The 26,025-nt window shown below is 35.9% G+C and carries 19 protein-coding genes; 14 read left to right on the top strand and 5 right to left on the bottom strand.

The window, feature by feature from the left end:
* Positions 1–207 precede the first annotated feature (207 nt).
* The 6 genes from pepN (at position 208) to ACT5E3_RS24705 (ending at position 12,000) form a co-directional block, all read left to right on the top strand.
* Positions 208–2,889, top strand: coding sequence for an aminopeptidase N (gene pepN / locus ACT5E3_RS24730; protein ID WP_444996244.1), 2,682 nt, complete (start codon positions 208–210; stop codon positions 2,887–2,889).
* Between the two features lie 197 nt (positions 2,890–3,086).
* Complete coding sequence (locus ACT5E3_RS24725; protein ID WP_444996243.1) at positions 3,087–4,007, top strand: MBL fold metallo-hydrolase; 921 nt, start codon at positions 3,087–3,089, stop codon at positions 4,005–4,007.
* A 39-nt stretch (positions 4,008–4,046) separates the two neighbouring features.
* A complete protein-coding gene (locus tag ACT5E3_RS24720; protein WP_444996242.1) occupies positions 4,047–4,382 on the top strand; it encodes a winged helix-turn-helix domain-containing protein in 336 nt (111 codons plus the stop codon).
* Between the two features lie 285 nt (positions 4,383–4,667).
* Positions 4,668–7,334, top strand: coding sequence for a hypothetical protein (locus ACT5E3_RS24715; protein ID WP_444996241.1), 2,667 nt, complete (start codon positions 4,668–4,670; stop codon positions 7,332–7,334).
* 559 nt (positions 7,335–7,893) lie between these two features.
* Positions 7,894–10,836, top strand: coding sequence for a TonB-dependent receptor domain-containing protein (locus ACT5E3_RS24710; RefSeq protein ID WP_444996240.1), 2,943 nt, complete (start codon positions 7,894–7,896; stop codon positions 10,834–10,836).
* Between the two features lie 348 nt (positions 10,837–11,184).
* Positions 11,185–12,000, top strand: a complete 816-nt coding sequence (locus ACT5E3_RS24705) for a hypothetical protein (RefSeq protein WP_444996239.1) — start codon at positions 11,185–11,187, stop codon at positions 11,998–12,000.
* Positions 12,001–12,134: 134 nt separating this feature from the next.
* Here the strand turns inward: ACT5E3_RS24705 and ACT5E3_RS24700 are convergent, their stop codons facing one another.
* Entirely contained in the window at positions 12,135–12,908 is a 774-nt protein-coding gene (locus tag ACT5E3_RS24700) for a LytR/AlgR family response regulator transcription factor (protein WP_444996238.1), read from the bottom strand.
* Between the two features lie 6 nt (positions 12,909–12,914).
* Positions 12,915–14,030 carry a sensor histidine kinase gene (locus tag ACT5E3_RS24695; protein WP_444996237.1) on the bottom strand — a complete coding sequence of 372 codons (1,116 nt, stop codon included), beginning with the start codon at positions 14,028–14,030 and terminating at the stop codon, positions 12,915–12,917.
* A 182-nt stretch (positions 14,031–14,212) separates the two neighbouring features.
* On the opposite strand from ACT5E3_RS24695, the gene glmU reads away from it, so the two are divergent.
* From glmU to ACT5E3_RS24670, 5 genes are all read left to right on the top strand, one after another.
* Positions 14,213–15,589 carry a bifunctional UDP-N-acetylglucosamine diphosphorylase/glucosamine-1-phosphate N-acetyltransferase GlmU gene (glmU, locus tag ACT5E3_RS24690; RefSeq protein WP_444996236.1) on the top strand — a complete coding sequence of 459 codons (1,377 nt, stop codon included), beginning with the start codon at positions 14,213–14,215 and terminating at the stop codon, positions 15,587–15,589.
* A gap of 21 nt (positions 15,590–15,610) precedes the next feature.
* Entirely contained in the window at positions 15,611–17,443 is a 1,833-nt protein-coding gene (glmS, locus tag ACT5E3_RS24685) for a glutamine--fructose-6-phosphate transaminase (isomerizing) (RefSeq protein WP_444996235.1), read from the top strand.
* Between the two features lie 33 nt (positions 17,444–17,476).
* Positions 17,477–18,124 (top strand): thiol:disulfide interchange protein DsbA/DsbL, encoded by a 648-nt coding sequence (locus ACT5E3_RS24680; RefSeq protein WP_444996234.1) that lies wholly within the window; start codon positions 17,477–17,479, stop codon positions 18,122–18,124.
* 183 nt (positions 18,125–18,307) lie between these two features.
* On the top strand, positions 18,308–19,099 hold the full coding sequence (locus ACT5E3_RS24675) for a DUF2884 family protein (RefSeq protein ID WP_444996233.1): 792 nt from the start codon (positions 18,308–18,310) through the stop codon (positions 19,097–19,099).
* Between the two features lie 222 nt (positions 19,100–19,321).
* Positions 19,322–20,227: a lysophospholipid acyltransferase family protein gene (locus tag ACT5E3_RS24670; protein ID WP_444996232.1), complete on the top strand. Its 906-nt coding sequence runs from the start codon at positions 19,322–19,324 to the stop codon at positions 20,225–20,227.
* A 14-nt stretch (positions 20,228–20,241) separates the two neighbouring features.
* On the opposite strand, the gene ACT5E3_RS24665 is transcribed toward ACT5E3_RS24670, so the two are convergent.
* From ACT5E3_RS24665 to ACT5E3_RS24655, 3 genes are read right to left on the bottom strand one after another with little or no spacing between them, the layout of a single operon-like run.
* Positions 20,242–20,709 carry a DUF494 domain-containing protein gene (locus ACT5E3_RS24665; RefSeq protein ID WP_444996231.1) on the bottom strand — a complete coding sequence of 156 codons (468 nt, stop codon included), beginning with the start codon at positions 20,707–20,709 and terminating at the stop codon, positions 20,242–20,244.
* A 22-nt stretch (positions 20,710–20,731) separates the two neighbouring features.
* Entirely contained in the window at positions 20,732–21,823 is a 1,092-nt protein-coding gene (gene dprA / locus ACT5E3_RS24660) for a DNA-processing protein DprA (RefSeq protein ID WP_444996230.1), read from the bottom strand.
* Between the two features lie 42 nt (positions 21,824–21,865).
* A complete protein-coding gene (locus ACT5E3_RS24655; protein WP_444996229.1) occupies positions 21,866–22,963 on the bottom strand; it encodes a LysM peptidoglycan-binding domain-containing protein in 1,098 nt (365 codons plus the stop codon).
* Between the two features lie 176 nt (positions 22,964–23,139).
* On the opposite strand from ACT5E3_RS24655, the gene def reads away from it, so the two are divergent.
* From def to rsmB, 3 genes are read left to right on the top strand one after another with little or no spacing between them, the layout of a single operon-like run.
* Positions 23,140–23,646 carry a peptide deformylase gene (gene def, locus ACT5E3_RS24650; protein WP_444996228.1) on the top strand — a complete coding sequence of 169 codons (507 nt, stop codon included), beginning with the start codon at positions 23,140–23,142 and terminating at the stop codon, positions 23,644–23,646.
* A 34-nt stretch (positions 23,647–23,680) separates the two neighbouring features.
* On the top strand, positions 23,681–24,640 hold the full coding sequence (fmt, locus tag ACT5E3_RS24645) for a methionyl-tRNA formyltransferase (protein ID WP_444996227.1): 960 nt from the start codon (positions 23,681–23,683) through the stop codon (positions 24,638–24,640).
* Positions 24,633–25,952: a 16S rRNA (cytosine(967)-C(5))-methyltransferase RsmB gene (gene rsmB / locus ACT5E3_RS24640; RefSeq protein WP_444996226.1), complete on the top strand. Its 1,320-nt coding sequence runs from the start codon at positions 24,633–24,635 to the stop codon at positions 25,950–25,952. Before fmt ends, rsmB begins: the two co-directional genes overlap by 8 nt.
* Positions 25,953–26,025: the final 73 nt, after the last annotated feature.

Genomic DNA, 26,025 nt, shown 5'->3' with positions numbered 1-26,025 from the left:
CTATAATAACCATTTAGACCGATTTAATAACATCCTATATGACTGCTATAAGTAAAGTGTGTTTAGCAGCTAAAAAATTCAAATGCGTATTTTATTAGTGAATACATCTTGTAACTAATAAATAAAATATAAGCTTGTAACTATATGTATTCTATTGTTTTATTAGGGTTTTAACTTCAATACTAACTAAGTAAGGTTTTGAGGAAAATGATGAAAATAAGCAGGATGTTGGGCTGGGGAGTATTATTGGTCTCTATTATCGGTTGTGCTGATAAAATAAGAATTAAACCTAGCAGCAATAGCGTCAATATCAATGAAAAACCCTCTATTCGAGAAAACCGGGATTATTTAAGCCATCAGTATGCAAAAGTCAGAAAAAAGCAGGTGCAATCCGTTGACTATAAATTGAGCGTTAGATTTGATGAAGTGAAAGACTCTTTTATGGGTACTGCGACTGTTAATTTTAGTATGGTAAAAGGCAATTTATCGCCTTTAACAATTGATTTTGATAAGGGTACAGTTAAGTCAATTTTAGTTAACGAAAAACAGGTTAGTTGGGATTACAATCAATGGTTTATCACTTTAGCTGCCGACTTATTTAGAGAAGGCAATAATACAATCAAAATTGATTATTCACGTCCCTATTCAACCGATGGGTACGGTATACACCGTTTTAAAGAAAAAAGTACGGGCAATGTTTACATTTATTCGCACTTTGAGCCTTATAAAGCTCACCGTTTTTTTCCTCACTTTGATCAACCAAACTTAAGAGCTACTTATACTATTGATGTTGTTGCCCCAAAAAGTTGGCAAGTCATTACTTCTATTTTGGAAGAAAGAGTTGAAGAGTTAGAAAGTACAAAGCACTGGTTTTTTCCACAGTCAGCTAATTTCTCATCGTATGTATTACCGATGCATGCTGGTCCTTATAAAGTTTGGCATGACAAAGCAGGAGAAATTCCATTGAGATTATTTGCTCGTCAGAGCATTGCACCTTATGTAAAGCTTAATGAATGGTTTAAACCAACAAAGCAAACCTTCAAGTTTTTCCAAGAGTATTTTGATATCCCCTACCCCTTCGTTAAGTATGACCAAGTTATTTCTCCAGACTATAACATTGGTGCAATGGAGAATATTGCAGCAGTCACTTTTAACGAAAGCTTTATAAGTCGAGGAGAAAAAACACGCTCTAGTAAACGTCGCCTAGCAAATACGATTGCCCATGAAATGGCGCATATGTGGTTTGGTAATTTAGTCACTATGGATTGGTGGAATGGCTTATGGTTAAAAGAAAGTTTTGCTACTTATATGGCAAATTTAGCTTTAGGAGAATCAACAGAATATAAAGAAGTTTGGGATGCTTTTTATTCTGGTACAGAGCAATGGGCTTATTCATCTGATCAATCTGTAACAACGCATGCTATTGAGTTGCCTGTAGCAACAACTTCTGATGCCTATACAAATTTTGATGGTATTACTTATGGTAAAGGTGCTTCAGTTTTGCGTCAGCTTCCCTTTTATCTTGGAGAAGATGCATTTCGTCAAGGAGTAAGTAATTATTTGAAAAAATATGCTTATCAGGCAACTACTTTGAGTGATTTTATGACCGAGTTAGGGAATGTTGCTCAACAGGATCTGACAGAATGGCAGCAACAATGGCTTTTTCGTGCAGGTGTTAACACGATAAAAGTTAATTATCAGTGTGAGAATGATAAAGTTAAGTCAATGAGTTTAATCCAAACCGCACCAGAAAAACTACCAACACTAAGAAGTCAAAGAGTTCAAATAGGTTTGTATCAAATTGAAGCAAATAGCGCTAAATTATCGGTAGCCTTACCTGTTACCTATAGTGGTAAGTTTACCAATATAGCCTCAGCAAAAAATTTACCTTGTCCAGATGCCGTATATCCAAATTATGATGATTGGGGTTTTGTAAAAGTCGAATTAGATGAAAAAACAATAAAAACTTTGGAAGGGTATATTAATACTTTTCCTAAAGTTAAAACTCGATTAATGCTTTGGCAAAGCTTATGGGATAGTGTTCGTGATGCAAAACTATCAGTACTCGACTATGTTAATTTTTCAATTAATAACTTGCAAGCTGATGATGACCTAAATATCGTCAGTGATGTATCCAGCAGCTTGTCAGCATCATTTAGTTATATAGGTTTCTTAAGTGAGAATAGCCAAACAAAAAAGAAATATAGAAGTGATATAGAAAACTTTTTTTGGCAAAAAACAATTAATGCTCAACCTAAAAGTGATTTACAAAAAAATTGGTTTAGTTACTTTGTAAGTACTGCTCATACCCCAAATGGATTGAAAAAGTTAATCGATCTTTTAAGTGAAAAAATATATCTTGACGGGTTAACAATTGATCAAGATCGCAGGTGGCAGTTAATTCAAAAGTTAAATCAATATGAATTTGGAGAATATGATGAGCTTTTAAAAATTGAAAGGCAAAAAGATGATTCTGATAAAGGAATGAAAAATGCACTGGCTACGGAAGTAATTAGGCCTAATGTTAAAACTAAGGAAAAGTGGCTTAAAGTTCTTATTGAACAACCACAAAAGTATAAGTTATCTACTGCCAGATATATTATGGAGGCATTGTTTCCTAGCTCACAAGTCGGTATACATGCAAAGTTTTCTCAACAAATATTAACAGCGATACCAATGCTTGATAAAAAGGTTGAGCAAGCCTTTACACGATCTTTTTCAAGTTATTTAGCTCCTAGCTTATGTACATCTGATAGCGTTAAAAAACTTGCTGAAGCTAATAAAATGTTTAGCACATTAAACCCAAGTATTGTAAAGTCATTTAAACGAACCCATCAGAATGATGAGCGTTGTGTTAATATATTAAATAAAATGCAAGAAGGCGTATAAAATATTTTGTTACAACTTTTAAGAGGCTTGTTTAAATAGTATAAATTTAGATAAGCCTCAATTAAGTGTTTAAAATATTTCACCAACGAATCTCCGTTATTCATCAACTAATCATGTCAATTCACCCCATTACTCTTGTTTAAGAAGCGATGTCCCATTAAAAAGTAAACCTAATCATTATTAATTAGGTTTTTTCAATGCGGTTAATTGGTTTAATATTTTTCTCTTTATTTTCACTATATTTAAGTGCTGCTGAAACTGTAAAGTTGAATCGTTATACGAGCCTAGAAGGCTGGCGAGTAAACTCATATTGGATCGAAACGCCAAAAAGTATTGTTATTATAGATACTCAACTTTTACCTGAAGATGCTAAAAAGCTGGCAAGCACGATAAAGTTAACAGGTAAACCAGTTAAATCTGTTTTTATAACTCACCCACATCCTGATCACTTTGCTGGTTTAGCTGTATTAGAAGATGAATTCGGTCATTTTGATATTTATGCTTCCAGAAAGACCGCTATTAAAATGGAAATAGCATTAAAACAGTTTCTAAGTAGCGGTTTTTCTAAGCCTTTTGGTGAGCGTGTAGAAAAACGTTATGTAGCGGCCAATAAATTAGTAAGAAATGGCGAGAGAGTTAAAATTGATGGCTTAACTTTTAAACTGGATGATTTAGGTCCTGGTGAAGCCGAAAATAATAGCGTTATACATGTAGAACAAAAGAACTGGTTATTTACTGGTGATGTAACGATGCATTATATGCACTATTACCTTGGTGAAGGTCGCTCACAATCAGTACTTAAGCAACTTCTTTATTTAAAAGAAAACTATCCTGATGAATATTATTACACTGGACATGGTGAGCCTGCTCGCTCAAATATTTTAGATAGTCATATCGAATATGTTCAATTTATCAGAAATAAAGTTTTTCAAAAAATCAGCGATAAAAGCCATTTAAATGAAGATAAAACTCATTTAACCAGTGGTAAGCGGCATGAATTGGTTATGAATATTTTAAAGCAATACCCTGATTTAGGTGATTATGGGTTTGATGCAAAAAAAATATTAGCAATGAGTATTTATGGTGTTGAAGCTGAACTTCTATCTCATAAAAAATAAAACTGAACACTTTATATTAAGCTTAAAAGGAGAACATTAATGTATAACTCTAATATTGATGAAGTTAATGAATTAAAAGTATCCATTGGTAGTGTTTTATATGATGCATCTAGTCAATGCTTATCTAAAGGAGCGGATACTATTTATCTGCGTAATAAGTTAAATGAAGTTCTATTTCATATGGTTGTAAATAAACATAGAGTTGTTTCAAGAGAAGAGTTAATCCAAAAAGTATGGAATGGTAATTATTATACAGGAGTAAAAGGCCTTACTCATAGCGTATGTAAGTTAAGAAAGACATTAACTGACTTAGGTGCTAATGAGGTTAAGATTCAAACCTACCCCAAGCAAGGATATTTGTTATCATATAGTTAAACCACAACCTTACTATTAAAAGCTTTATTATAAAAAATATTTAGTGAGTTTTGTTCTATTTTTTAAAATTTTTTTATTGAAAAGATGGAAGCTGATCAATCTCAAATATATAATTTTTTTATAGCTTGTATCAAACAATTAATTTTGAGACTATTAGTTTCTAAACCTAATTTTTCATTGCTAAATTTGGGTATTGGTAACTTTGATGAAAATCATAGGTTATTAAAGCCATTACCTTTAGCTTATATTTGATGCAGAAAAGCTATATCAACAAAAGGACTTTTTATGAATAGGCTAATTTTATCGGCTTTCCTTCTTTTTACATCTTTCCATGTTAATGCATTAAAAATAAAATCTCACATCTGGGTAGCTGAACAAGTCTTTAAAGATATATCAGATGATGGCCATGTTTCTATTATGGTTAATGGTCAAATAACGAAAATAAAGCTTAATGAAGTAATTAAAGACTCTATTATTGCTTACCCTGACTCTTTTTATTCCGGTGTAATTGGTCCAGATGCTTTCCCTGATGTGTTTTCAGGGCAAGCTATTGTGCACCCTGGTATAAGAGATAAGGATTCTTGGGAGATTGAGGGTTGGCAGACGGATGATTGGATGAGATGGTTAATTAATTCTGAACTTAAAGTTTTAAATGAAGTTGAAACATCAGGAAAACTATCATGTGGAGGGATTGATCTAGATAGTTTGGATGATGTTACAAATGCTTTTATTGAAATACTTGAAATTGATAAAAATCGTGAGTTGGAAGCTAATATGACTAGCGAGTTTAAAGATATTAGAGATGTATTAGCGCAAGGTGAAGTGCCTATAAGTTACTCAGAAAGCATAGAGCAAGAAGGAATTATGAGTAATCGAGATTGTTTTTCAATTAAAGCTTCACCGACTACGGCATTTGCTTATGGATATTTACTACATGGCTCAATGGATTTTTGGGCTCATACTTATGTCAACCAATACAGTGGTGATCTTTTTGATATATTCGATGGTGAGTTAGAAGTTGAAAAAAGACATATTGCACTGGAATCATTAATTGATAAGCACTTACCAGAGGCTGGATTAATTAAACCAATAAATAACATTCCAAAATCATTTATTGCAGATAAATTAATTTTTAATGAAAAAGTCCAAGAGCAATATAGTAAAAGTAATGCAACTGTTCATCTATCGAGCATTTATTCATTACATAAAGAAATTGAGCGCGGGGTTAATTCAAACATATTAAGTGAACTTGATCGTGAAGTTGCAAAGTTATTAGCTACAGAGCTTTTTGGGATAGAAATTAATTCGAGCCAAGCTAATCGATTAATAGAAATTGCACAAAAGATTAATGATTCAGCTAATGATGCTATTGACATAGAGCAGAAGTTGGTTGATGAATCCGCTCAAATTATTAATGAAGTGTTGGTTGAAAATGCAGCACTAAAAATTAGATTAATTGAACAGTTAAGAAATAGTGCAAACCAATACTTAGATCTAAAATATCGTGTTACTTCACTGACTAATCAAATAGAACAGTTATCGATAGATATCGGTGAAAAGTTATTTAGAAAAACTCGCAAAAAAGTGTGTAGTAAAAAGAAAAAGTATATATTCGGTAGTATTTGTCTTGTACATAAGTGGGTCGAGAAAACGGTTTATTATTGGTCTGATCATCAAAAACAATTGATTAACCAAAAAAGTAAGCTAAAAAAGTTCAAGAATCAACTTGAGATCAGAATGATCAATAGACAGGCTGTTAATCTCAAGAAAACCATCAATGATATAACAAAAGTTATTGTTGAAACCGTGAATGTTAGTAATGAAGTTTATCAAAATAACATAAATTTGATTCAACGTTTTACCCAAGATATTAACATTATTCGTAGTATTTTAATTAGTTGGAACAATGATATTAAATTATCTATGGAAGAATATGTTGCAGCATGGGGAAAAACAATGTTCTCAACTGCAACACATGATGGTTTTACTGTGGAGCATTTAACTTATTGGAAAAACTGTTATATGCCCGCTATTATTGGCGTACCATCAGAAATCACATTAACAACCTGTGCTGTTAATAATTATGTTCATACTGTTAATGAAACTTTAGACTCGATGAGTACATACCTTGGAAGTCCTTTATTGAGTGTAGTATCTGGTGCAGTTGAAGAATTAGAGCAGCAGTTACTAAGTCCAATATATAATTTGAGAGATGTAGCTGAAGCGAAAATTCAAGAAAAACTTGAAGAGTTTGTTCCTGATGAAGTAAGCGAAATTGTAAAGGTGTCAAAAAGCGAATTGACTGATTATGAATTTGATGAGTTATTTTTGAAAAGCTATGCTCATGATGAAAAGGTTTTATTAGCTATTGATAACATGAGTCAACGAGTGCGGGCAGACATGTTTATTGAAAATAACGTTTTTAATAGTAATAAGTTTCCGGTTATCTTTAATTCTATCCAAATGTCAAAACTAACCTTGCTTGATAAAACAGGTTTAAATAAGCTAGCGAAAAGCGTTGGTTTTGTATCATCGCCTATTTATGGAACAGATCTTTTCAAGAGTAGTCTGAATATTCTGGTTGATGCCGTTAGTTCAATCGATGGTAATCATGCTTGGATGGAGGTTGCACCTGAATATGTTAGAGAAGAAAGCAAACCTGATAATTCAGCTCAAGCTTATCGAACATTTGGTTACTCTTCAGCTGAAGGTAAAGGGTTTGTATTTTGGCAAGATCCCTATTTAAGAGAGAATCTATTTTTAAAAATGTTTATTGGCCCTCTATCCCCATCTCTTGAGTCTCCAGGTAGTGTTAACATGCAATCAGTTTTACCTAATAGTTATCCTTATCGTGGGTGTAAAGATAACCCTTACCCAATAGAGGATGTGGTGTATTCATGTGGTGCTCGGATTGGTGATTGGCTGCCTTCTGTTCTTCACTTGCTTTTGTAGATGATTGCTAGTGGTTGACGAGGAGATAAAATTCAAAGTGATATAACTTTAAAAATAAATAACTTAATAAAACAAAACTACGTTAGCTTGAATTGATTTTAGCTGTTTTGGCAAATAAAGTTGGTGGGTTTTATTATTTTTATCACTTACATCATAGCTATTATGTTGACTACTATATTAAGTACATTACAAATACAAGCATGTTAAAAATATTTAATATTTGTAACAAAGTTTATATTTTTGCAGTGAAAAACCTAATGAGTAAATCTATTTTTTTCAATTAAGCTTTAATTTCAGTCGTTCGATTAAATTTTTTATTCATATGTTATATTTACTAGTAATAAGAGCCTCCCTTCTCTTCATCGCTTAAAGCTACGCTACCGCTACGTTAGAGTCGTCGATTGACTAAAAATTCAATGTTTATTTGTTTTTGAATGTTTAAAGTTGAAGTTGCAACTAAAGTTTGTTCTGGTAATATTTTTTATGGCCTAAAGTAAAAAATAATAATAAAAGGCTAAAACCCTAACGAAACAAAGATGAATAAATTGCGGGAGTTAGTATGAAAATTAAGAATACTCAACGATTAATAACACAAGCTGTTCGGTCAGCTTTGATGATAGGTGCATCATCATCGTTATTGATAACGTCTAATATAATAGCTGCTGAAGAAACTGAAAACAAAGCAGATGAAACACAGAAGATATTAATTACAGGATCGCGTTTACCTAGAAATGAAATTTCGCAGCCCTCTCCGATTGTTTCAATTGGTGAAGATGAGCTAAAAAGCTTTGGTACACCGGATCTAGGAAGTATATTGTCGGAGCTATCAGCTGTTGCTGCAACTGATTCTTTAGCTGGAAATGCAGGTGCCGCAGGTGCAGGGAGTGAAAACGCTGGAACGAGTTCTGCAAACTTGCGCTCTTTAGGGGCTAACAGAACTTTAACACTGGTTAATGGTAAGCGTCATGTTGCAGGATCTCAAGGTAGTGCTCAGGTCGATTTGAGTACAATACCTGTGAGCCTAGTAGAGCGAGTAGAGATTATTACTGGTGGTGCATCTGCTATTTATGGATCGGATGCTGTAACAGGTGTTATCAATATTATTTTACGTGATAACTTTGAAGGGTTTGAGTTCAATATGAGTGGGGCGACATCACTCGAAAGTGTTGGTGCCAACTCTAGTAATGTCAATTTTTTAGCTGGGGCTAACTTTGCAGAAGATAAGGGAAATGTGACGTTTAGCTTTGGAAGAGAATATACTCAAGAAATATTATACACTGATTTACAGCATTTAAATAATAATCGTCCAGTAGAAAACCCTGCTTCTCAGGGGGAAAATGATGGTATTCCAGACTTTATGTATGTGCCTAATAATGGCTCGGAAATGATTAATAGATTTGGCGTATTAAACCCTTTTTCAGATCCACAGTATCGTTATACTTTTAGAGAAGATGGCACACCAATTTTACAAACCACAAGAGAGTTTACGAATAGTTTTGCGTTTGGTAGTTTTCCTGACGGTTGTGATACCTGCTTTTTAGAAGAAGATTATTTTAATTTGTTGCCTGAAGTTGAAAAAATAACAGCATTTTCGAGAGCGAACTATAGTCTTAATGACAACGTTAATTTTTATGGTGAATTTAAGTTTGTTCGATCAGATATTGAACAGCAATATCAGCCTGGGTTTATTTTTGGAGGTATCAATATAAGTCTAAATGAAAACCCATATATTGACCCTGGCTTAAAGCAGACCTTTTTAGACTTAGGTGCGAGTAATCTTAGAATGGCAAAGTTTTTCGATGAACTTGGGAATCGAAAAAGTTTAAATCGACGTGAAACAGTAAGATTTGTTGCGGGTGTTAATGGCTTTGTTGAATTAGGAACAACAGAAATTGATTATGATCTATTTTATGTTAATGGAAAAACTTCTAATCGTAGAGAAACGACAGATGTTTTAATTTTTGGTAATGCATTTGCTGCTTTAGATGCTGTAATTGATCCGGCTACAGGTCAAGCGGCTTGTCGAAGTCAAGTACCAAGTGCTCAGGGGAGTAATTATATTGACCCAGCAACTTTTAATGCCGACCAGTGTATGCCGTACAATCCTTTTGGTTTTGGTAATGCATCACAAGCTGCGAGAGATTTTGTATCAACTGATGTTGCTTCAGATGATGAGATTGGCCAAGAATATTTTGGGATTCACTTCACTTTTGATACAGGTGAGTTTTTGAATTTACCAGGTGGACCTATTGGAGTTGCTCTTGGTTATGAGTATCGAGAAGAGTATTCTGGTGAAACTACAGATGCAATTACTAAATCTGGTATTACAAATGATGAAGGTTTAGGTACGCCCAATTCTTTTGGTGAATATGACGTAACTGAGTCGTTTATTGAATTTCAACTTCCAATACTCAGTAAAGTGAAATTTGCTGAAGAACTTACAATAGATATGGCTTATCGGAATGCTAAGTATTCTCATGCTGGTAAAGCAGACGCCTGGAAAGTCGGTTTGATGTATGCACCTGTTGAACAAATTAGAATAAGAGGAACAATTGGTGAGTCTGTACGTGCACCTAATATAACAGAGGCATTTGCTCCTATCTCTCCCGGCTTTTTTAAAATAGACGATCCATGTGATGCAGACCTATTAGGTGATAATGAAAATCGTGCTGTTAATTGTGCTGCTTTGGGGATTCCAGCAGATTTTCAGGCTAATGATAATGAGTTTGTTAATACCCTTTCTGGAGGAAATCCTGAATTGGAAGCAGAAGTTTCTCGTTCAGCGACATTTGGGTTAGTATGGACTCCTGATTTTATTGAGGATTTTTCTGTTAGTATTGATTCATTTAAAGTTGAAATTGAAGAAGCAATTATACTATTAAACCCGCAAACAATAGCATCTAATTGTGTTGGGGCTTCTGGTGGACCTGATGAGTTTTATTGTTCTAAAGTGACACGTGATTTGAACACTGGCGATATTCGTTCTGTTGAAACGGAGTATATTAATGCTTCTAGATTAAACGCAGAAGGTATTGAAACAGAATTCCGTTATAAAACAAGTTTAGATACTATTAATCTGCCTGGGGTTCTATCTACTAGTTTATTTGTCAGCAAAATGGAAGTTCTTGAGCAGTTTGAATTTCAAGATAGGCCTGATGAAATTAACATAAATTTAGGTGAAGTTGGAAATCCAGAGTATCAAGCTCGATTAGCTTTAGGCTACAACCTTGATGATCTAACTATCAATTGGACTTCTCGTTTTATCGAACGATCTGCAACATTTGATCAGTCAGGTATTGCATCTGAAGAAGATTTATCACCAGCTTACGTTGGAAGTTTAACAACGCATGATTTATCAGCGAGTTATGTAATTTCTGATAATATGAGAATTTATGGTGGTATTCGAAATATTAACAATAAATTACCACCAAGTTTTACTCAAAATACCATTTACGATATTTTAGGTAGGCGCGCTTTTGCTGGTATACAGTTTAGCTTTTAGTTAAATAGCTCTCGATTTAAAAGTGATTAGTAATAGAGGCATCGATTTCAATTCGGTGTTTCTATATAGTTATTTTTAATAGAGTAGAGCTAATTGTTTTAAGTATAATATTATTTTAATTTTATATAATTGTCTGTTTTATATTACTTGAATGCCTTAATTTTTTGTTTGGTTGACTGTTTTTTAATGTTATTGAGTTTCATCAACTAGTTATATGATTTAAAAACTTTTTTCAGATAGTATTAGTTGAATAATTCTCCAATGATTAACCATGATTGATGTATAAATTTATTGAGGTATTTCTTAATTTTTTGTAGTTAAAATTTTTTTTATTAAAAAGGAAATGTCATGAGAAAAATTAGTCTTTACATTATGCTTGTTTTTTCGGCTTACTATTCATCATTGATTTTTGCTAGCTCATCTGAACCTTCTGTATATGTTCAATGTAATACTTGTTATAACTCACAAGATTTTCAGCAGGCAGCTATTCAACATATGTCAACAGCACCTACTGGAAGTTTTGATCTAGCAGTAATCAATACTGCTAATTATGAAATTTGGTTTGTCAGTGTAAATGTAGTTAATACCGGACCTTTTGGCAGTATGGGGGGGGCGCAGGTAAACATTGTTTCTGCGATGAGGGCACCTCAAGCTGGTATAGATGAATTTAAACAATTAGATGAGATGATGAAAGTAACACCTGTGGTTGATTTTAGAGAAATAGATACATCTATAGGAATAGAAATATGTAGTGCTGGAGCTGGAGCTTGTGCAACACTTTCGACATTTTTAAGACAGTTGCCCTTAACACAGGCCTATACAAGTGCTAGCTGGATGACTCGAGCCTGGCGAAGTATAAGGGGGAATAAAGAGCTAAAATATTTAGTGATTTTTGAAGATGGTTCTATGGAAGTTTGGAAACTAGAAGGCAGCACGAGTACCGCAGCTGCTTTTTATCCTATTGAAGGTAGTGCTGTGAATCCTAATGCGGTTCCTACAAATATCGCGTTAGCTAGTTCTATGTATGGAAATGGCAACGAGATCTCTAGTGGTAGATCTGTACTTTTGGGTAGTGGAACTCATGCAGGAGGTTGCAGAAGTTATCTTGTTAGCGTTCAAGATGGAACTATTGTATCTTCCATTAGTTCGAATGTATGTTGGTAATTATGAGAGTGAATCCGAGTTAATACTACAATTAATTTTATTGGTTGATGTGTTTTTGTGAATATTCAACATTGTTTTTAACTTGATTGGCTCAGTTAAATTATTAATACACTAATCTAATGATTAGTGTATTTCTATTCAATCCCTAACAATTGCAATAACCTATCTTTATAAGTTTGACTGACATTAACCTTTTCACCTGTTTTTAACAAAACACTATATTGCCCATCTGCAAGTGTTAAAAACTCGCTTACTTGTGAATGTCGAATCATGGCGGTTCGGTGCACTCGAATAAAGTCGTCTTTAGATAAGTGTTTTTCTAAATAGCTTAAACTAACCCGATGAAGAATTGTTTTATCTGCCAGGTGTAATTCAACATAATTACCTGCGGTAGAAAGCCAGTTAATTTTATCAATTTCTATTAATTGAATTCTTCCAACGGAACGAACAATTAATGTTGTTAAGCTTTCCTCATTTTCATCAGATAATTGTTCTAATTGCTCAACCTGTTTTATCTGATTTTGATTGTTGATTAAAAGCTGCTCAACTCTCTCGATTGTTTTAGAAAAACGTGAATCATCAAAAGGTTTTAAGAGATAATCAAGTGCACAAAGTTCGAATGCTTCGACAGCATGTATATCATAAGCAGTAACAAAAATGATAAAAGGAGGATTATCAAGTTGCTGTAACTGCTGACAAACTTTAAGCCCATTTAACCCAGGCATTTTTATATCTAGAAATACTACATCAGGTCCTTGTTTGCAGACACTTTCAAATACTTTGTCTCCGCGGTTACATTCACCGATGACTTGCCAGTAAGGGTAATCATCTAAGGAGTATTTTATGTTTGCTCTGGCTAAATTCTCATCATCAACGATTAATGCAGTAAATTGACGTTTAGTTTTCATTGTAATTTATCCATGAGCAGGTATTTGGAGTTTAACTTGATAAAAATCACTAGTATTGCTGGTTTCCAACGTCACGTTTTCTTGATACAAAATATCTAGACGGGCTTTTAAATTAGTTAAACCTATCCCCAATCCCTTTGATTTTTTTATAGTTTGTAGGTGGGAGTTTTTAACTAATAGGTGAAGGGTGTCTTTATAATGATTGGTCTGCTCATGGAGTGATTGGTTATCGGTTATTTCTATTAATAAGTTCATGGCACTACCTTCTGCTTCCAAACCGTGCTTAATTGCATTTTCTACAAATGTCTGTAGTAAAAAAGGTGGACATATTTGGTTTTGTACACTTCTTTTATCGAGTAGCTTAATGGATAATTTTTCTTCGAATCTTAGAGACTGTAAGGATAGGTAATCTTGAACAAAGTTCAGTTCATCTTCAAAGTTCACATATTTTTGGTTACTTGCTTCTATAGCGTAACGTAATAAATCACTTAAGCGCCTAATCGCAGTTAACGCTCGTTTTTTATCTAAAGTGCGAACTAAGCTAGCAATTGAGTTGAGGGCGTTAAATAAAAAATGAGGTTCAAGTTGCGATAATAAAGACTGAATTCTTAATTCGCTGAGTTGTAGTTCAAGTTCGACATTAGTTTGTTTGGCTTTCAGTGCCTCCAATCGATTAGCATTTGAGCGTCTATAATAAAGCAAAGCTAAACAAGCTCCTAAAATAACCGCATAGAGTAAAAAACAATACACCCAAATAACAATTGGTAAAGCAATAATACTATCTATTAATGGAAATAATTCGGTTTTTCTCATTATTGAATAAGAAGCCGTTTCCAGTATTACCACAACTGGTGCCCAGCTAACCAATAGTATTAAAGAAGTTGCCAATATAGACAGTTTTTTTTGTTCTTGCTGTTTTTGTAAAAACCAATAAAAAACAGGTGTGATTAGCATCCAGGGGATAAAGCTGATTAAGTAACCTATTATTCTGATTGGTACATCAACCTCTATCCCTGCTCGGTTAGCGTCAATAAAAGATGCAGATAAGCTGATAGTTACGAATAGAGCCCAGACAACAAAGTTTGCTATCAATGCTTTTGTATTAAAGTTATTTAGTTTCATCAAGCAAAGCATAGCGAATACCAGCAAAACTTGAAAGGTGGCTCATACCAGTAAAGCGGCGTTTTATGTCATTCAACCGATTCATGACTTTATGTTACTTGTAGGCAAGAAAGGTTTAATTCACGAGTGAATCTGAGTAAAATAGTCCACTTACTTTCACAAACTACGGAAAAATACTAAGAATGGACATCCAAGTCATTATTCTTGCTGCGGGTAAAGGCAGCCGAATGAAGTCTCGACTTCCGAAAGTTCTGCATCAATTGGCTGGAAAACCACTGGTTCAGCATGTCATTGATAGCTGCCACTTAATGGGAGCTAACCACTGTCATTTGGTTGTTGGCCATGGTGGAGAGCAGGTAAAAAATGCTGTTCGAGGCGATCATATAACTTTGTCATTTGTTGAACAAACAGAACAGCTAGGTACAGGACATGCGGTTCAAGTCGCTTCCGGAGGTTTAAAGGATGATGTTCCTACCTTGATTTTATATGGTGATGTGCCGCTTATTCACCATGAAACGTTATCTCAGTTAGTTGAAATACACCAAAATGATCCTAAGGGCATAGCTTTAATGACTTGCTTTTTGGAAGATCCTACTGGTTATGGACGCATTACCAGAGATGAGAATAACCAGGTTACCGGTATTGTTGAGCACAAAGATGCTTCTGAAGAGCAAAAACAAATTAATGAAATTAACACTGGAATTTTGTGTTGTAATTCATCTCAGCTAAAAGTATGGGTTAATCAATTAAGTAATAATAATGCTCAAGGTGAATACTACTTGACTGATATTATTGCCATGGCAGTACAAGAAGGTAATCAAGTGACTACTGCTCAGCCTTTAGCAATGTATGAAGTTGAAGGGATCAATACACTTCGTCAATTAGCTGAACTAGAGAGAGTTTGGCAGCTGCAAATGGCTGGAGAGTTGATGGATGGTGGTGTTACATTCCGAGATCCAACTCGGTTTGATTTGCGTGGTACTCTTTCTTGTGAATCTGATGTTGTTATCGATGTAAACTGTGTTATTGAAGGTCGTGTTGTATTAAAAGAAGGTGTTCGAATTGGTCCGAATGTTTATTTGAAAGACTGTACCATTGGTGCAAATACTCAAGTTAAGGCCAATAGTGTAATAGAAGAGTCTATAATTGACCAAAGCTGTGGAGTGGGTCCGTTTGCGCGATTAAGACCCGGCACTCATTTATGTGATAATGCCCATGTTGGTAATTTTGTTGAAATGAAAAAAACGACACTAGGTGAAGGTTCAAAAGCTGGACATCTTGCTTATGTTGGTGATAGTGAAGTCGGTAAGAATGTCAATATTGGTGCAGGCACGATTACCTGTAATTATGATGGTGCTAATAAGCATAAAACTATTATTGGTGACGATGCTTTTATTGGTTCTGATACTCAATTAGTTGCGCCTGTTAAAGTCGGTAAAGGTGCGACAATTGGAGCGGGTACAACTGTAACTGCTGATGTTGAAGATCGGGCTTTGTGTGTGAGTCGCGTTAAGCAAACACAAAAGATTGGTTGGAAACGCCCAACCAAACAAAAATAATATAACGGGGTATTGAATTAGATGTGTGGAATAGTTGGAGCAGTAGCACAGCGTGATATCGCTGAAATATTAGTTGAAGGACTAAAAAGGTTGGAATACCGCGGTTATGATTCGGCGGGATTAGCAGTCATTTCTAACAATCAGATCGCACGTTTACGTAGAGTGGGTAAAGTTGCTGAATTAAAAAAAGCTATGGATGAAAGCCCCATAGATGGGAGTATTGGTATTGCTCATACTCGTTGGGCAACTCACGGGGAGCCGAATGAGAGTAATGCACATCCCCACTTTTCCAATGACGGTATTGCCATTGTTCACAATGGAATTATAGAGAATTATGAAGCCTTAAGAGATGAGTTAAAGTCTCAAGGATATGTTTTTAGCTCTGATACTGATACTGAAGTGATGGTACATTTAATTGAGCGCGAAAGAAAAAATTCAGAATCATTACTAGAAGCTGTTTTAAGTGCGACCAAACTATTAGAGGGAGCTTATGGCACTGTTGTCATGGAGCGTTCAAATCCAGATCACTTAATTGTTGCTCGTTCAGGCAGTCCATTAGTTTTAGGAAAAGGTATTGGTGAGATGTTTATTGCGTCTGATCAGTTAGCCCTACTTCCTGTTACTCGACAGTTTATGTTTTTGGAAGAAGGTGAAGTCGCTGAAGTATCACGTCGAGAAGTGAAAATACTTTCACCTCAAGGCGATATTATTGAGCGTAATTTTGAAGAGTCTAGTATTCAGCATGATGCAGGTGATAAAGGACAATTTCGCCATTTTATGATGAAAGAAATTTATGAGCAACCGACTTCAATTAACAATACTTTAGAAGGTCGATTAAATGCTCAGTCTGTTATTGTTGAATCTTTTGGAAATAAAGCCCCTGAATTACTAGCAAAAGCAGAATCAGTTCAAATTATTGCGTGTGGAACCAGTTATCATGCAGCAATGGTTGCTAAATATTGGATTGAGTCTATGGTATCGATCCCTTGCCAGGTTGAGATTGCAAGCGAATACCGATATCGTAAAAGTGTGGTATTGCCTAATTCGCTTTTTATTAGTATTTCTCAGTCAGGCGAGACTGCCGATACACTTGCTGCGCTCAGAATAGCCAAAAAACAAGGATTTATGGCAAGCCTTACCATTTGTAATGTGCCTGGCTCTTCTTTAGTGCGTGAATCAGATATGGCATTCATGACACGGGCTGGTGCAGAGATTGGGGTCGCTTCAACAAAAGCTTTTACTACACAGTTAACAGGCTTGCTAATGTTAGCCACAGCGCTAGCGCAAACTAAAAAAACGCTACCTGAGTCTGAAATTGGAGAGATTGTTAATCAGTTAAGGCACTTACCAACAGATATTAACGAAGCGCTTACTATGGATAAGCTGATTGAAGATGTGGCCGAAGAGTTTAATGAAAAAGAGCATTGCCTCTTTTTAGGTCGCGGAGAGCAATACCCAATTGCTATGGAAGGTGCGCTTAAGTTAAAGGAAATCTCCTATATCCATGCTGAAGCCTATGCGGCTGGTGAGTTAAAACATGGTCCGTTAGCTTTAATCGATCAAGATATGCCTGTCGTGGTAGTGGCACCAAATAATGAACTTATCGAAAAATTGAAGTCGAATATGGAGGAAGTTCGTGCGCGAGGTGGCCAATTATATGTGTTTGCTGATAAAAATAGCGAAATCGTTGAAAATAATGGTATTAAATTAATACATTGTTCAGCGAGTAGTCACTATGTAGCGCCTATTATTTTTACTGTTCCACTTCAGCTCTTGTCGTATCATGTTGCTGTGATTCGTGGAACTGATGTTGATCAGCCAAGAAATTTGGCTAAGTCAGTCACTGTCGAGTAACTGGCAAAACTAGATAAATTAACAGAGGTCTTGATGAAACTTACAAAAAATATACTTATGGCGCTCTTTGTGGGAGCTTGTACTCTTAGTGGTGCGGTATCAGCTGAATCTGGCAGTTTTGTTGCTGGTGAGCATTATCAAATCATTTCACCTAAAGAAAGTGAAGAGCCTATTGTTGAAGAGTTTTTTAACTATGCCTGTGGCGCTTGTTATTCGATGGAAAAGGTTATCAGTGAGATAAAAAATGAAAATCCGACCGTTAAATTTAAAATCATCCCTTTGGAGTTACGTCCTTCTTGGAAAGTATATGTTAAAGCTTACTATATTGGTGAAAAGTTAGGTGTATTAGACAAAAGTCATGAAAAGATCTTTCGACGCATTCATGTTGAAAAAAGACACTTTAAAAATGATGATGATCTAAAAGACTTTTTTGTTTCACTTGGTGTTGATGCAAAAGCCTATGATGATGTCGCTAAGTCATATTGGTTGAATACACAGCTTCGTTTATCCAAGCAGTATGCAATGAATGCCAAAGTGATTGGAACGCCTACTTTAATCGTCAACAAAAGGTACAAATTAGATAATAAGAAGCTTGGTTCTGGTGAGCGTATCAAGCAAGCAGTTAAAGAGTTATCTGGTTCTAATAACATAGTAAAAGTTACCGAACAGCCAAAGCAATAAAAAATTAAGCGCCGTATTTCGGCGCTTTTTCTAATTTGACTTATCTGAAATACATTCTTACATTCTCTATTCAACTTATTCCAACTTTATTGAGTTTTTATTCGACTTACCACTTGTTGTTAGTTTTTACTATTACAGATAAAAAGTAGTTTGAGTTTTAATAGTTCCTTAGGAGGAGTATTTATGAAAAAGACACTTATAACAATTGCATTAATTGGGGTTGCAAATATTGTTAGCGCTGAGTCAGAAGTATGCCGTTATTCAACAGAATATAATGTTGATATCGATGCTAATCGAGTGCTATTTAGTCGTACAAATGGCGAGCGTTATGAGTTTGCTGGCGATAAATTGCTCATTAATAACAAAGGTGTGGAATTAACCAAAGCTCAAAAGGAGGCTAGCCTGTCTCTTCAGAAAAAAGCCCGTGAAATGGTACCCCAAATAGCAGAAGTGGCTATTGAAGGAGCGGAACTTGGTATTAAAACGGCTACAATGGTAATTACTTCATTATTTGGCGATGATAAAGCTGCTCAAACGGATTTAATCAAACCGATTGAAGTTGCGGTAGATAAAATAAAAACGAATATTACAAAAACTCAATTAAATGTTGAGGCAGTAGAAAAAGTGATTGAAGATGGATTTGATGAAGAGTTTGAGCAAGTGCTTGAAACGGCTATTACTAAGTATTCTGGTAAAATCGTCGGTAACGTTTTATCTTCTGTATTTTCAGGTGATTCTGAAGAATTAAAGGATCTGGAGTTTCGTATGGAAAATTTAGAGCATGACATTGAGCAATACGTAGAAGTTAATGCGAAGGAGCTAGAAGAAAAAGCAAACTTATTATGCAGTGAAATGGTTGCAATGGATTCTTATGATTCAGTTCTAGAAAGTGTCGATGGTTATCCAAAAGGAGGCCTGTTTTTTAAAGGTGAACCAAAAGATTATAAGTTTAAGGGATTGAATATAAAGAAATAATTAAATTTAAGAGCGTAGATTTTAAGCTATGCTCTTTTATTATCTACGAATAGTAAATCGCCTTTGGTGGTTAAAAGTCCATTTAAAATCAATACTTACCGATTAACTTAAATACTAACATCAATAATGTCTGTTTTCACGATTGCAAATAGAAACACCGATCACATAGAATAAGCACCAATTTCGCTCCTTAATCAAAGTTGTTTATTATAAAGGCTGCCAGTGGCTTATCGAGACAAAAAAAGTACTAAAGTAAAGGGGGCGTTATTATCTGTTTTGGTAAAATTAGCCTATCGATTGCCTGCACCTGTTACCTACTGGATAAGTTTGTTTTTTAGTCGATTAAATTTTGTATTGAATGGGAAAGCTACTCGTATTATGAGGGCGAATTTACAAATTTGTTACCCAGAACTGAAAAGCCAACAAATTAACCAAGAAATCTTAAAAATTAACCGTCAAAGCGCTTATCTTTTTAGTGAGTTTGTAACGGCTTGGTTTGCTGGTCGAGTTAAATTAGAATCTCAGATTGCACAAGTACATAACCAAGCGCTAATTAATGAAATAGTTGAAAAACAAGGCTCAGTAATTATAGCTACGGCACACATAGGAAACTGGGAGTATTTATGGCAATGGGTGCAGTTGAATTATCCTGCTTTTGGGATGTATCAGCCTGCAAAGTTTGAGCAATTAGATAAAGTTATGCTTGAATCTCGTACTAAATTTGGTGGTAAAGCCTATTCAACTGACCCTAGAGGCATTATGGGGTTATTAAGAGAGTTAAAAAATGGGGGGGTGATGATGATTCTACCTGATCAGGCCCCTCGTGAAGGAGCAGGTATTTATTCGCCATTCTTTGGGCAGCCAGCTTATACGATGACACTCTTGCATAAACTCTTGAGCAAAAGTCAGGCTAATTTATTGTTTGGTAATTGCATTCGTAATAAAGATGGTTCATTTGACATTTATTTAGAAAAGCCTCAGTTTGATTATTCTAACCGCTCAGTGGAAGAATTTAATCAGCAGATGAATCTGCAACTTGAGGCAATCATCAATACTTGGAAAGATCAGTATCAGTGGAGTTATAAAAGATTCAAGCGTCAACCTGAAGGAAAAAACCTCTATTCATAATAGGCTATTTGATTTTAATGAAAGCAAGCGTCCATATTTTCTAACCAAACTGCAGCTTCATGTTTGCCTGGCAAGTTAAATAATACCATCATTACGACCCACTTCAGTTGGTCTAAATCAACCTGTTTGTCTGATTTTAGTGCCAATACACGATCAATAACAGCTTCTCGACTATGTGGGTCGAGTACACCAACTTGCTCTAAAAAATAGAGAAATCCACGGCTAGAAACAGAAAGAAAATGTTGTTCATAAGGATGAAAAACACGTGTGCTTTGTTGAGAGGTTTCGCTAGGCGCAAAATCTTTAGAGCTAGTATCTACTAAGCCATCTAGCCAATCTAAAGCGCAATTAATTTCACCACTCTTGAAGCCTACTTCTTCTAGTTCACTCACTAGTGCTTGAGCTTTTTCAACCGGTACAAATTCATCGTCTTGAAAACGTTCAAAGATATACATCAGTACATCCATTACTTCTGCTTTCATTAAGACTCCCCAAAAAATTAATTTATTGGCGGATATATCCACCTGCGGTATTGATAACCCACCCTTGTAACTCCAGCATGAGTAGTTTATTGGTCACAGCTTCCACTGTCAATTCACTCCTTAATATGATGGTGTCTAGTGAAGTAATATCATAATCAATAAATCTAAGGAAGTTGGCTGTTTCTTGATCAAGCTGAGCTTTTTCAGTGATTGTTTGTAGAGTTGGCTGACCTTTATTAATACTTGGTAAATCTTCTAGAATATCTTCAATTGTTTCGACTAATTTTGCACCCTGTTTAATTAAGTAATGGCAGCCTTTTGCCAGAGGGTTATGAATTGAGCCTGGGACCGCATAAACCTCTCTACCCTCTTCCATTGCGCATTTGGCGGTTATTAGCGTGCCACTTTGGGCCGCAGCCTCAATGACTAGTGTGCCTAAACTCAAGCCGGCTATAATTCGGTTGCGTTGTTGAAAGCTACCTGCGTTGAAATTATCATCTGGAAAGTTTTCTGATACCAAAGCACCTGTTTTAGCGATTTGGTGGGCTAGTTCTCTATGGTGTGCCGGATATACTCGATTTAAGCCTGTACCCGCAACCGCTATTGTAAAACCTTTAGCCTTAAGAGATGAAATATGAGCCTCACCATCAATGCCAATAGCCATTCCACTGGTAATTGTGAGCCCGTGCCCACATAGACTTTGGCAGAATGATTTTGTATTTGAAAGTCCTTGTGCTGTTGGTTGACGTGAACCAACAACTGCTATTTGAGGATATAGTAATACTTCGGGATTTCCGAGTACGAAGAGTAAAATAGGTGGTGAGTGTATTTGAGCCAGTAACGGTGGATAAAGTGGAGTGTTAATAGGAATAAGGTGGCAATTATCTTTCTTTGCCCATTTTAGATGTTGCTCAACAATCGTAAAATCAAATTGAGTAATTTGCTGAATAATACTGTTTTTGATAGATGCCGAGCGAAGCTGGGTAGTTGAAGCATTAAAAATTGAACTTGCGGAACCAAATTGTTCAAGTAATTTTAAGGCGCCAATATTGCCGACGCCTTTAATTGATTTTAATGCTAAAAATGCTTTGAGTTCATCCGTGTTAGTTGCCAATAGCTTTCCCTGCTAGCCAAAGTTTTTAGTAAGAGTTTTATTCTAGTAAGGCATTTTGACCTTATCAAATACATGAATTGTTTTTTCTGCTTTTAAAACTAGACCGAGGCTCACTTTTTCAAAAGTTCTAAAGATCATCAGTCTACCTGCTAGTTCATCTGGTAAAGTGACCGTCTCTTTTGAATTGGTCACAGTATCAGTTATTTTATCCCAAGTGCTTACAGAGTCATCATCTTTTCGTCTCTGAGTGGCAATATCATCAACAATTGTTGCACCACGACGATAAATTGATAATACATGACCAACCTCCATATTTTCTCGCTCGCCTCGGTTAATAACTACGACGTTGTATTGGCCTATTTGTTGTACTCCACCGTAAACTGAAATTATTTGACCGCCTTCGAATGATTTTGGAGAATGCGGGAAGTAGACTGGACGCAACTGCTCATCATTTGTTGGCCAAGCTCTATCACCAACACGTAGTTCTAAAGTTGATTTTTTAACTTTCATTACCGCAGGATCACCAGGCATAATCTTTTGCCCTTCCGCAACGTGGATTGCTTCAATGCCCAATAGTTCTTTAGTTTCTGGATCGATGTAGGGGTCACCTCTTCTAAAAAAGCTATATTTTTGGGCTGCCTCATCAATGATACCACGCATATAAACTTTATTGTTTTCTGCTGCTAGTAAGCGGTCACTATCGCTACCTACAACATATGGAGAATCTTCAAGCTGTTCTTCAGAAACTACTTGAGCAGAAGTTAAGAATGGTGCTATTGCATCTAGTGGCAATGTGGTTATCGCTGAATCGGCGGATAATTCTCGAGCTTTTGGCCGCAGTTTAACTGTACCATTAGGTAGCCGATTAGTTTTCGTTATTCTCGGTTGCCCATCAACATAGACTAACCCGATGATATCTCCAGGAAAAATCAAGTGAGGATTATTAACCTGATCGTTCACATGCCAAATTTCTGGCCAAAGCCAGGGAGATTGCAGGAATTTCTCGGAAATATCCCAAAGTGTGTCCCCCGGTTGAACAACGTGAAACTCAGGGTGGTTTTGTCTTAATTCGGCCGCACTACTAAACCAAGCAGACAAGCTGAATAGAGCAGACAAAAGGCCAATGGTAATTTTTTTCATTGTGCTTTCCCTTTTGATATATTCTTTAGGCGATAAAAATGCCCCTTAATGGCCATTTTAGCCTAAAATTTGTCTAAAAACCCAGTGTATTAACAACAAATTTTCCAGTATGATCATTATCTTAGCAGTATTACTTATGATTTTACTAGAACTTACGTCACAGAGTTACCCGCTACATGTCTATATTAAACATTCTTGAATACCCTGATAAACGTCTGCGCACTGTTGCCAAACCTGTTATTGAGTTTGATAAAAAGCTACAAGATCAGATCGATGATATGTTCGAAACTATGTATGCAGCACCCGGAATTGGTCTTGCTGCGACACAGGTCAATATTCATAAAAAGCTATTTGTTATTGATGTATCTGAAGATAAGTCTTCTCCCCTAGTCTTTATTAATCCCGAAATAGTTGAATTACGTGGGGTTGAAGAAATGGATGAAGGTTGTCTCTCATTTCCGGGCGTCTATGCAAAAGTTGAGCGAGCAGATGAAGTGACGATTAAAGCACTGGATAGAGAAGGTAAAGAGTTTCAGCTTGATGCAGATGGGTTGCTTGCTGTGTGCATTCAACATGAGCTCGATCATACGCAAGGAAAATTGTTTGTTGATTATTTATCGCCGCTCAAACGCCAAAGAATTCGCAAAAAGCTAGAAAAAGAGCAAAAAGCAAAAAATAAATAAATTATTTAACCACATAAAGAGAAGTTATTTATTAATGAATAATCATTCGTTAAAAATTGTTTTTGCAGGTACTCCTGACTTTGCTGCTGTTGCATTACAAGCAATATTAGAAGCTGGTCATCAGGTAATGGCTGTTTATTGTCAGCCTGATCGACCAAGTGGGCGTGGTAAAAAACTGGTTGCTGGTCCTGTCAAGAAACTAGCAGAAGAAAAAGGCTTACCAGTTGAGCAGCCGCTTAATTTTAAGGAAACTTCGGATATTAAAAGGTTGAGTGATTATCAAGCTGATTTAATGGTGGTGGTCGCTTATGGGTTATTGTTGCCACAGTCTGTGCTTGATACACCCAAATATGGATGTCTGAATATACATGGTTCTTTACTACCGCGATGGCGAGGAGCAGCTCCTATTCAACGAGCTATTGAAAATGGTGATTCTGAAACCGGGATTACTATTATGCAAATGGATAAGGGGTTAGATACTGGAAATATGTTATTAAAAGTTAGCTGTCCAATAGATAAACAAGAAACAGGTAGTTCATTACATGACAAGCTAGCTCAGTTGGGCGGTCAAGCGATTAATCAATATTTAGCAACCTACTCACCTGAATTTTGCGGTGAAGTGCAAGATGATAGTTTGGCTAACTATGCGCATAAACTGTCTAAGCAAGAGGCACAAATTGATTGGTCAAAAGATGCCAGCGACATAGAAAGAAAAGTTAGAGCACTTAATGCTTGGCCTGTTTGTTTTACTCATGCTGGGAATAAGCGTATTCGAGTCTGGCAGGTGGAGCTCACTGATAATCACTCTACAAATGCTGCTGGTAGCGTTATCGCTATGTCAAAACACGGTATTGAGGTTGTTTGTGGGGATCAAAAAACGCTATTACTGAAGGAATTGCAGCCTGATGGTAGCAAGAGAATGGATGCTGTTGCATTGTTAAATTCACGTAAAGATTGGTTTATTGAGAACCCTGTCTTGGGTCAACATGACTGATCCGCGCCTACAAGCCATTCGTTGGCTATCTCAGGTTGTTGATAAGGGACGTTCAGTTAATCATTTGTTAGCAGAGTATTCAACTAACCAAGAACCAGCGTTATCACCTCAGCAGAAAGCGTTGGCAAAACAGTTGTTATTTGGGTGCTTACGTTTTTATTTCCAGCTTAAAACTCTAGCAGATAATCTAATGGCTAAGCCTTTAAAGCCCAAAGATCATGATGTATTAATGAGTGTTATATTGGGTTTGTATCAAATAAAGTATTTATCTACGCCAGATCATGCGGCAATATCAGAATCCGTTGAACTTGCTAAAAAACTGCGCAAGTCATGGGCGACAGGTCTAATAAATGGTGTTTTAAGAGAATATCAGCGTAATCACGAAGCCATTGAAGCAAAGCTACAAAAATCGATTCAATTCCAAACTGCTCACCCAGGGTGGATAGTCAAGAAAATCAAACAAGATTGGTCTGATGAAGCAAATGGTATAGTGCAAAATAATAATCTGCAGGCACCAATGATATTACGAGTTAATCAATTGCGTTTAACTCGAGAGCAATATTTGAAACAATTGGAAGTATTAGATTTGTCCGCCAAACTGCATCCAGTCGCATCCGATGCGATTATTTTGGATAATGCTGTAGATGTAATGAAATTACCTGGTTTTACTCAGGGTGAGGTGACAGTGCAAGATGCTGCAGCACAATTAGCTGTTGAAATGCTAGATTTGCAGCCTGGCCAAAAAGTGCTTGATGGATGTGCTGCTCCTGGCGGTAAAACGACGCATATTTTACAAAGAGAAAGTTCGGTTCAATTAACCTCTGTTGAATTATCTCCTGCAAGAGCTGAGAAAATCAGGCAGACTTTAGCCCGTATGCAGCTAAACAGTCAGGTAATGACTGCGGATATTACCCAAATTGAGCGTTGGTGGGATGGTCAGCTATTTGATCGAATTTTACTCGACGTTCCTTGTTCTGCAACTGGTGTGATACGCCGTAATCCAGATGTAAAGATTCACCGTAAAGTAACCGACATTCAGCCGTTGGTTACTTTACAGCAGACAATATTAGATCAGTGTTGGTCATTACTAAAGCCAGGTGGTATTTTAGTCTATGCAACTTGTTCAGTGTTTAAAGTGGAAAATGAACAGCAAATTCAGATCTTTCAAGCAAAGCATAAGCCGACCGTACTACAAATGCCAGAAGCAATCCATAATTCTTTGAGTCGGCGGGCAGCTGTTGGTTATCAAATTGTACCTGGAGAGTTTCAAATGGATGGGTTTTATTTATGTGGTTTAAGAAAATTTGAATAATGAGGCGAGCATTATGCAATTTTGTAGAATTGGGTGTATCGTTAGTTTAAAAATAGGTAGGCCTGCGACTCAA

It is taken from the genome of Aliikangiella litoralis, assembly GCF_052495765.1.
Note: the sequence above shows the minus strand (reverse complement) of the source record. Positions and strands in the feature narration are given on the sequence as shown.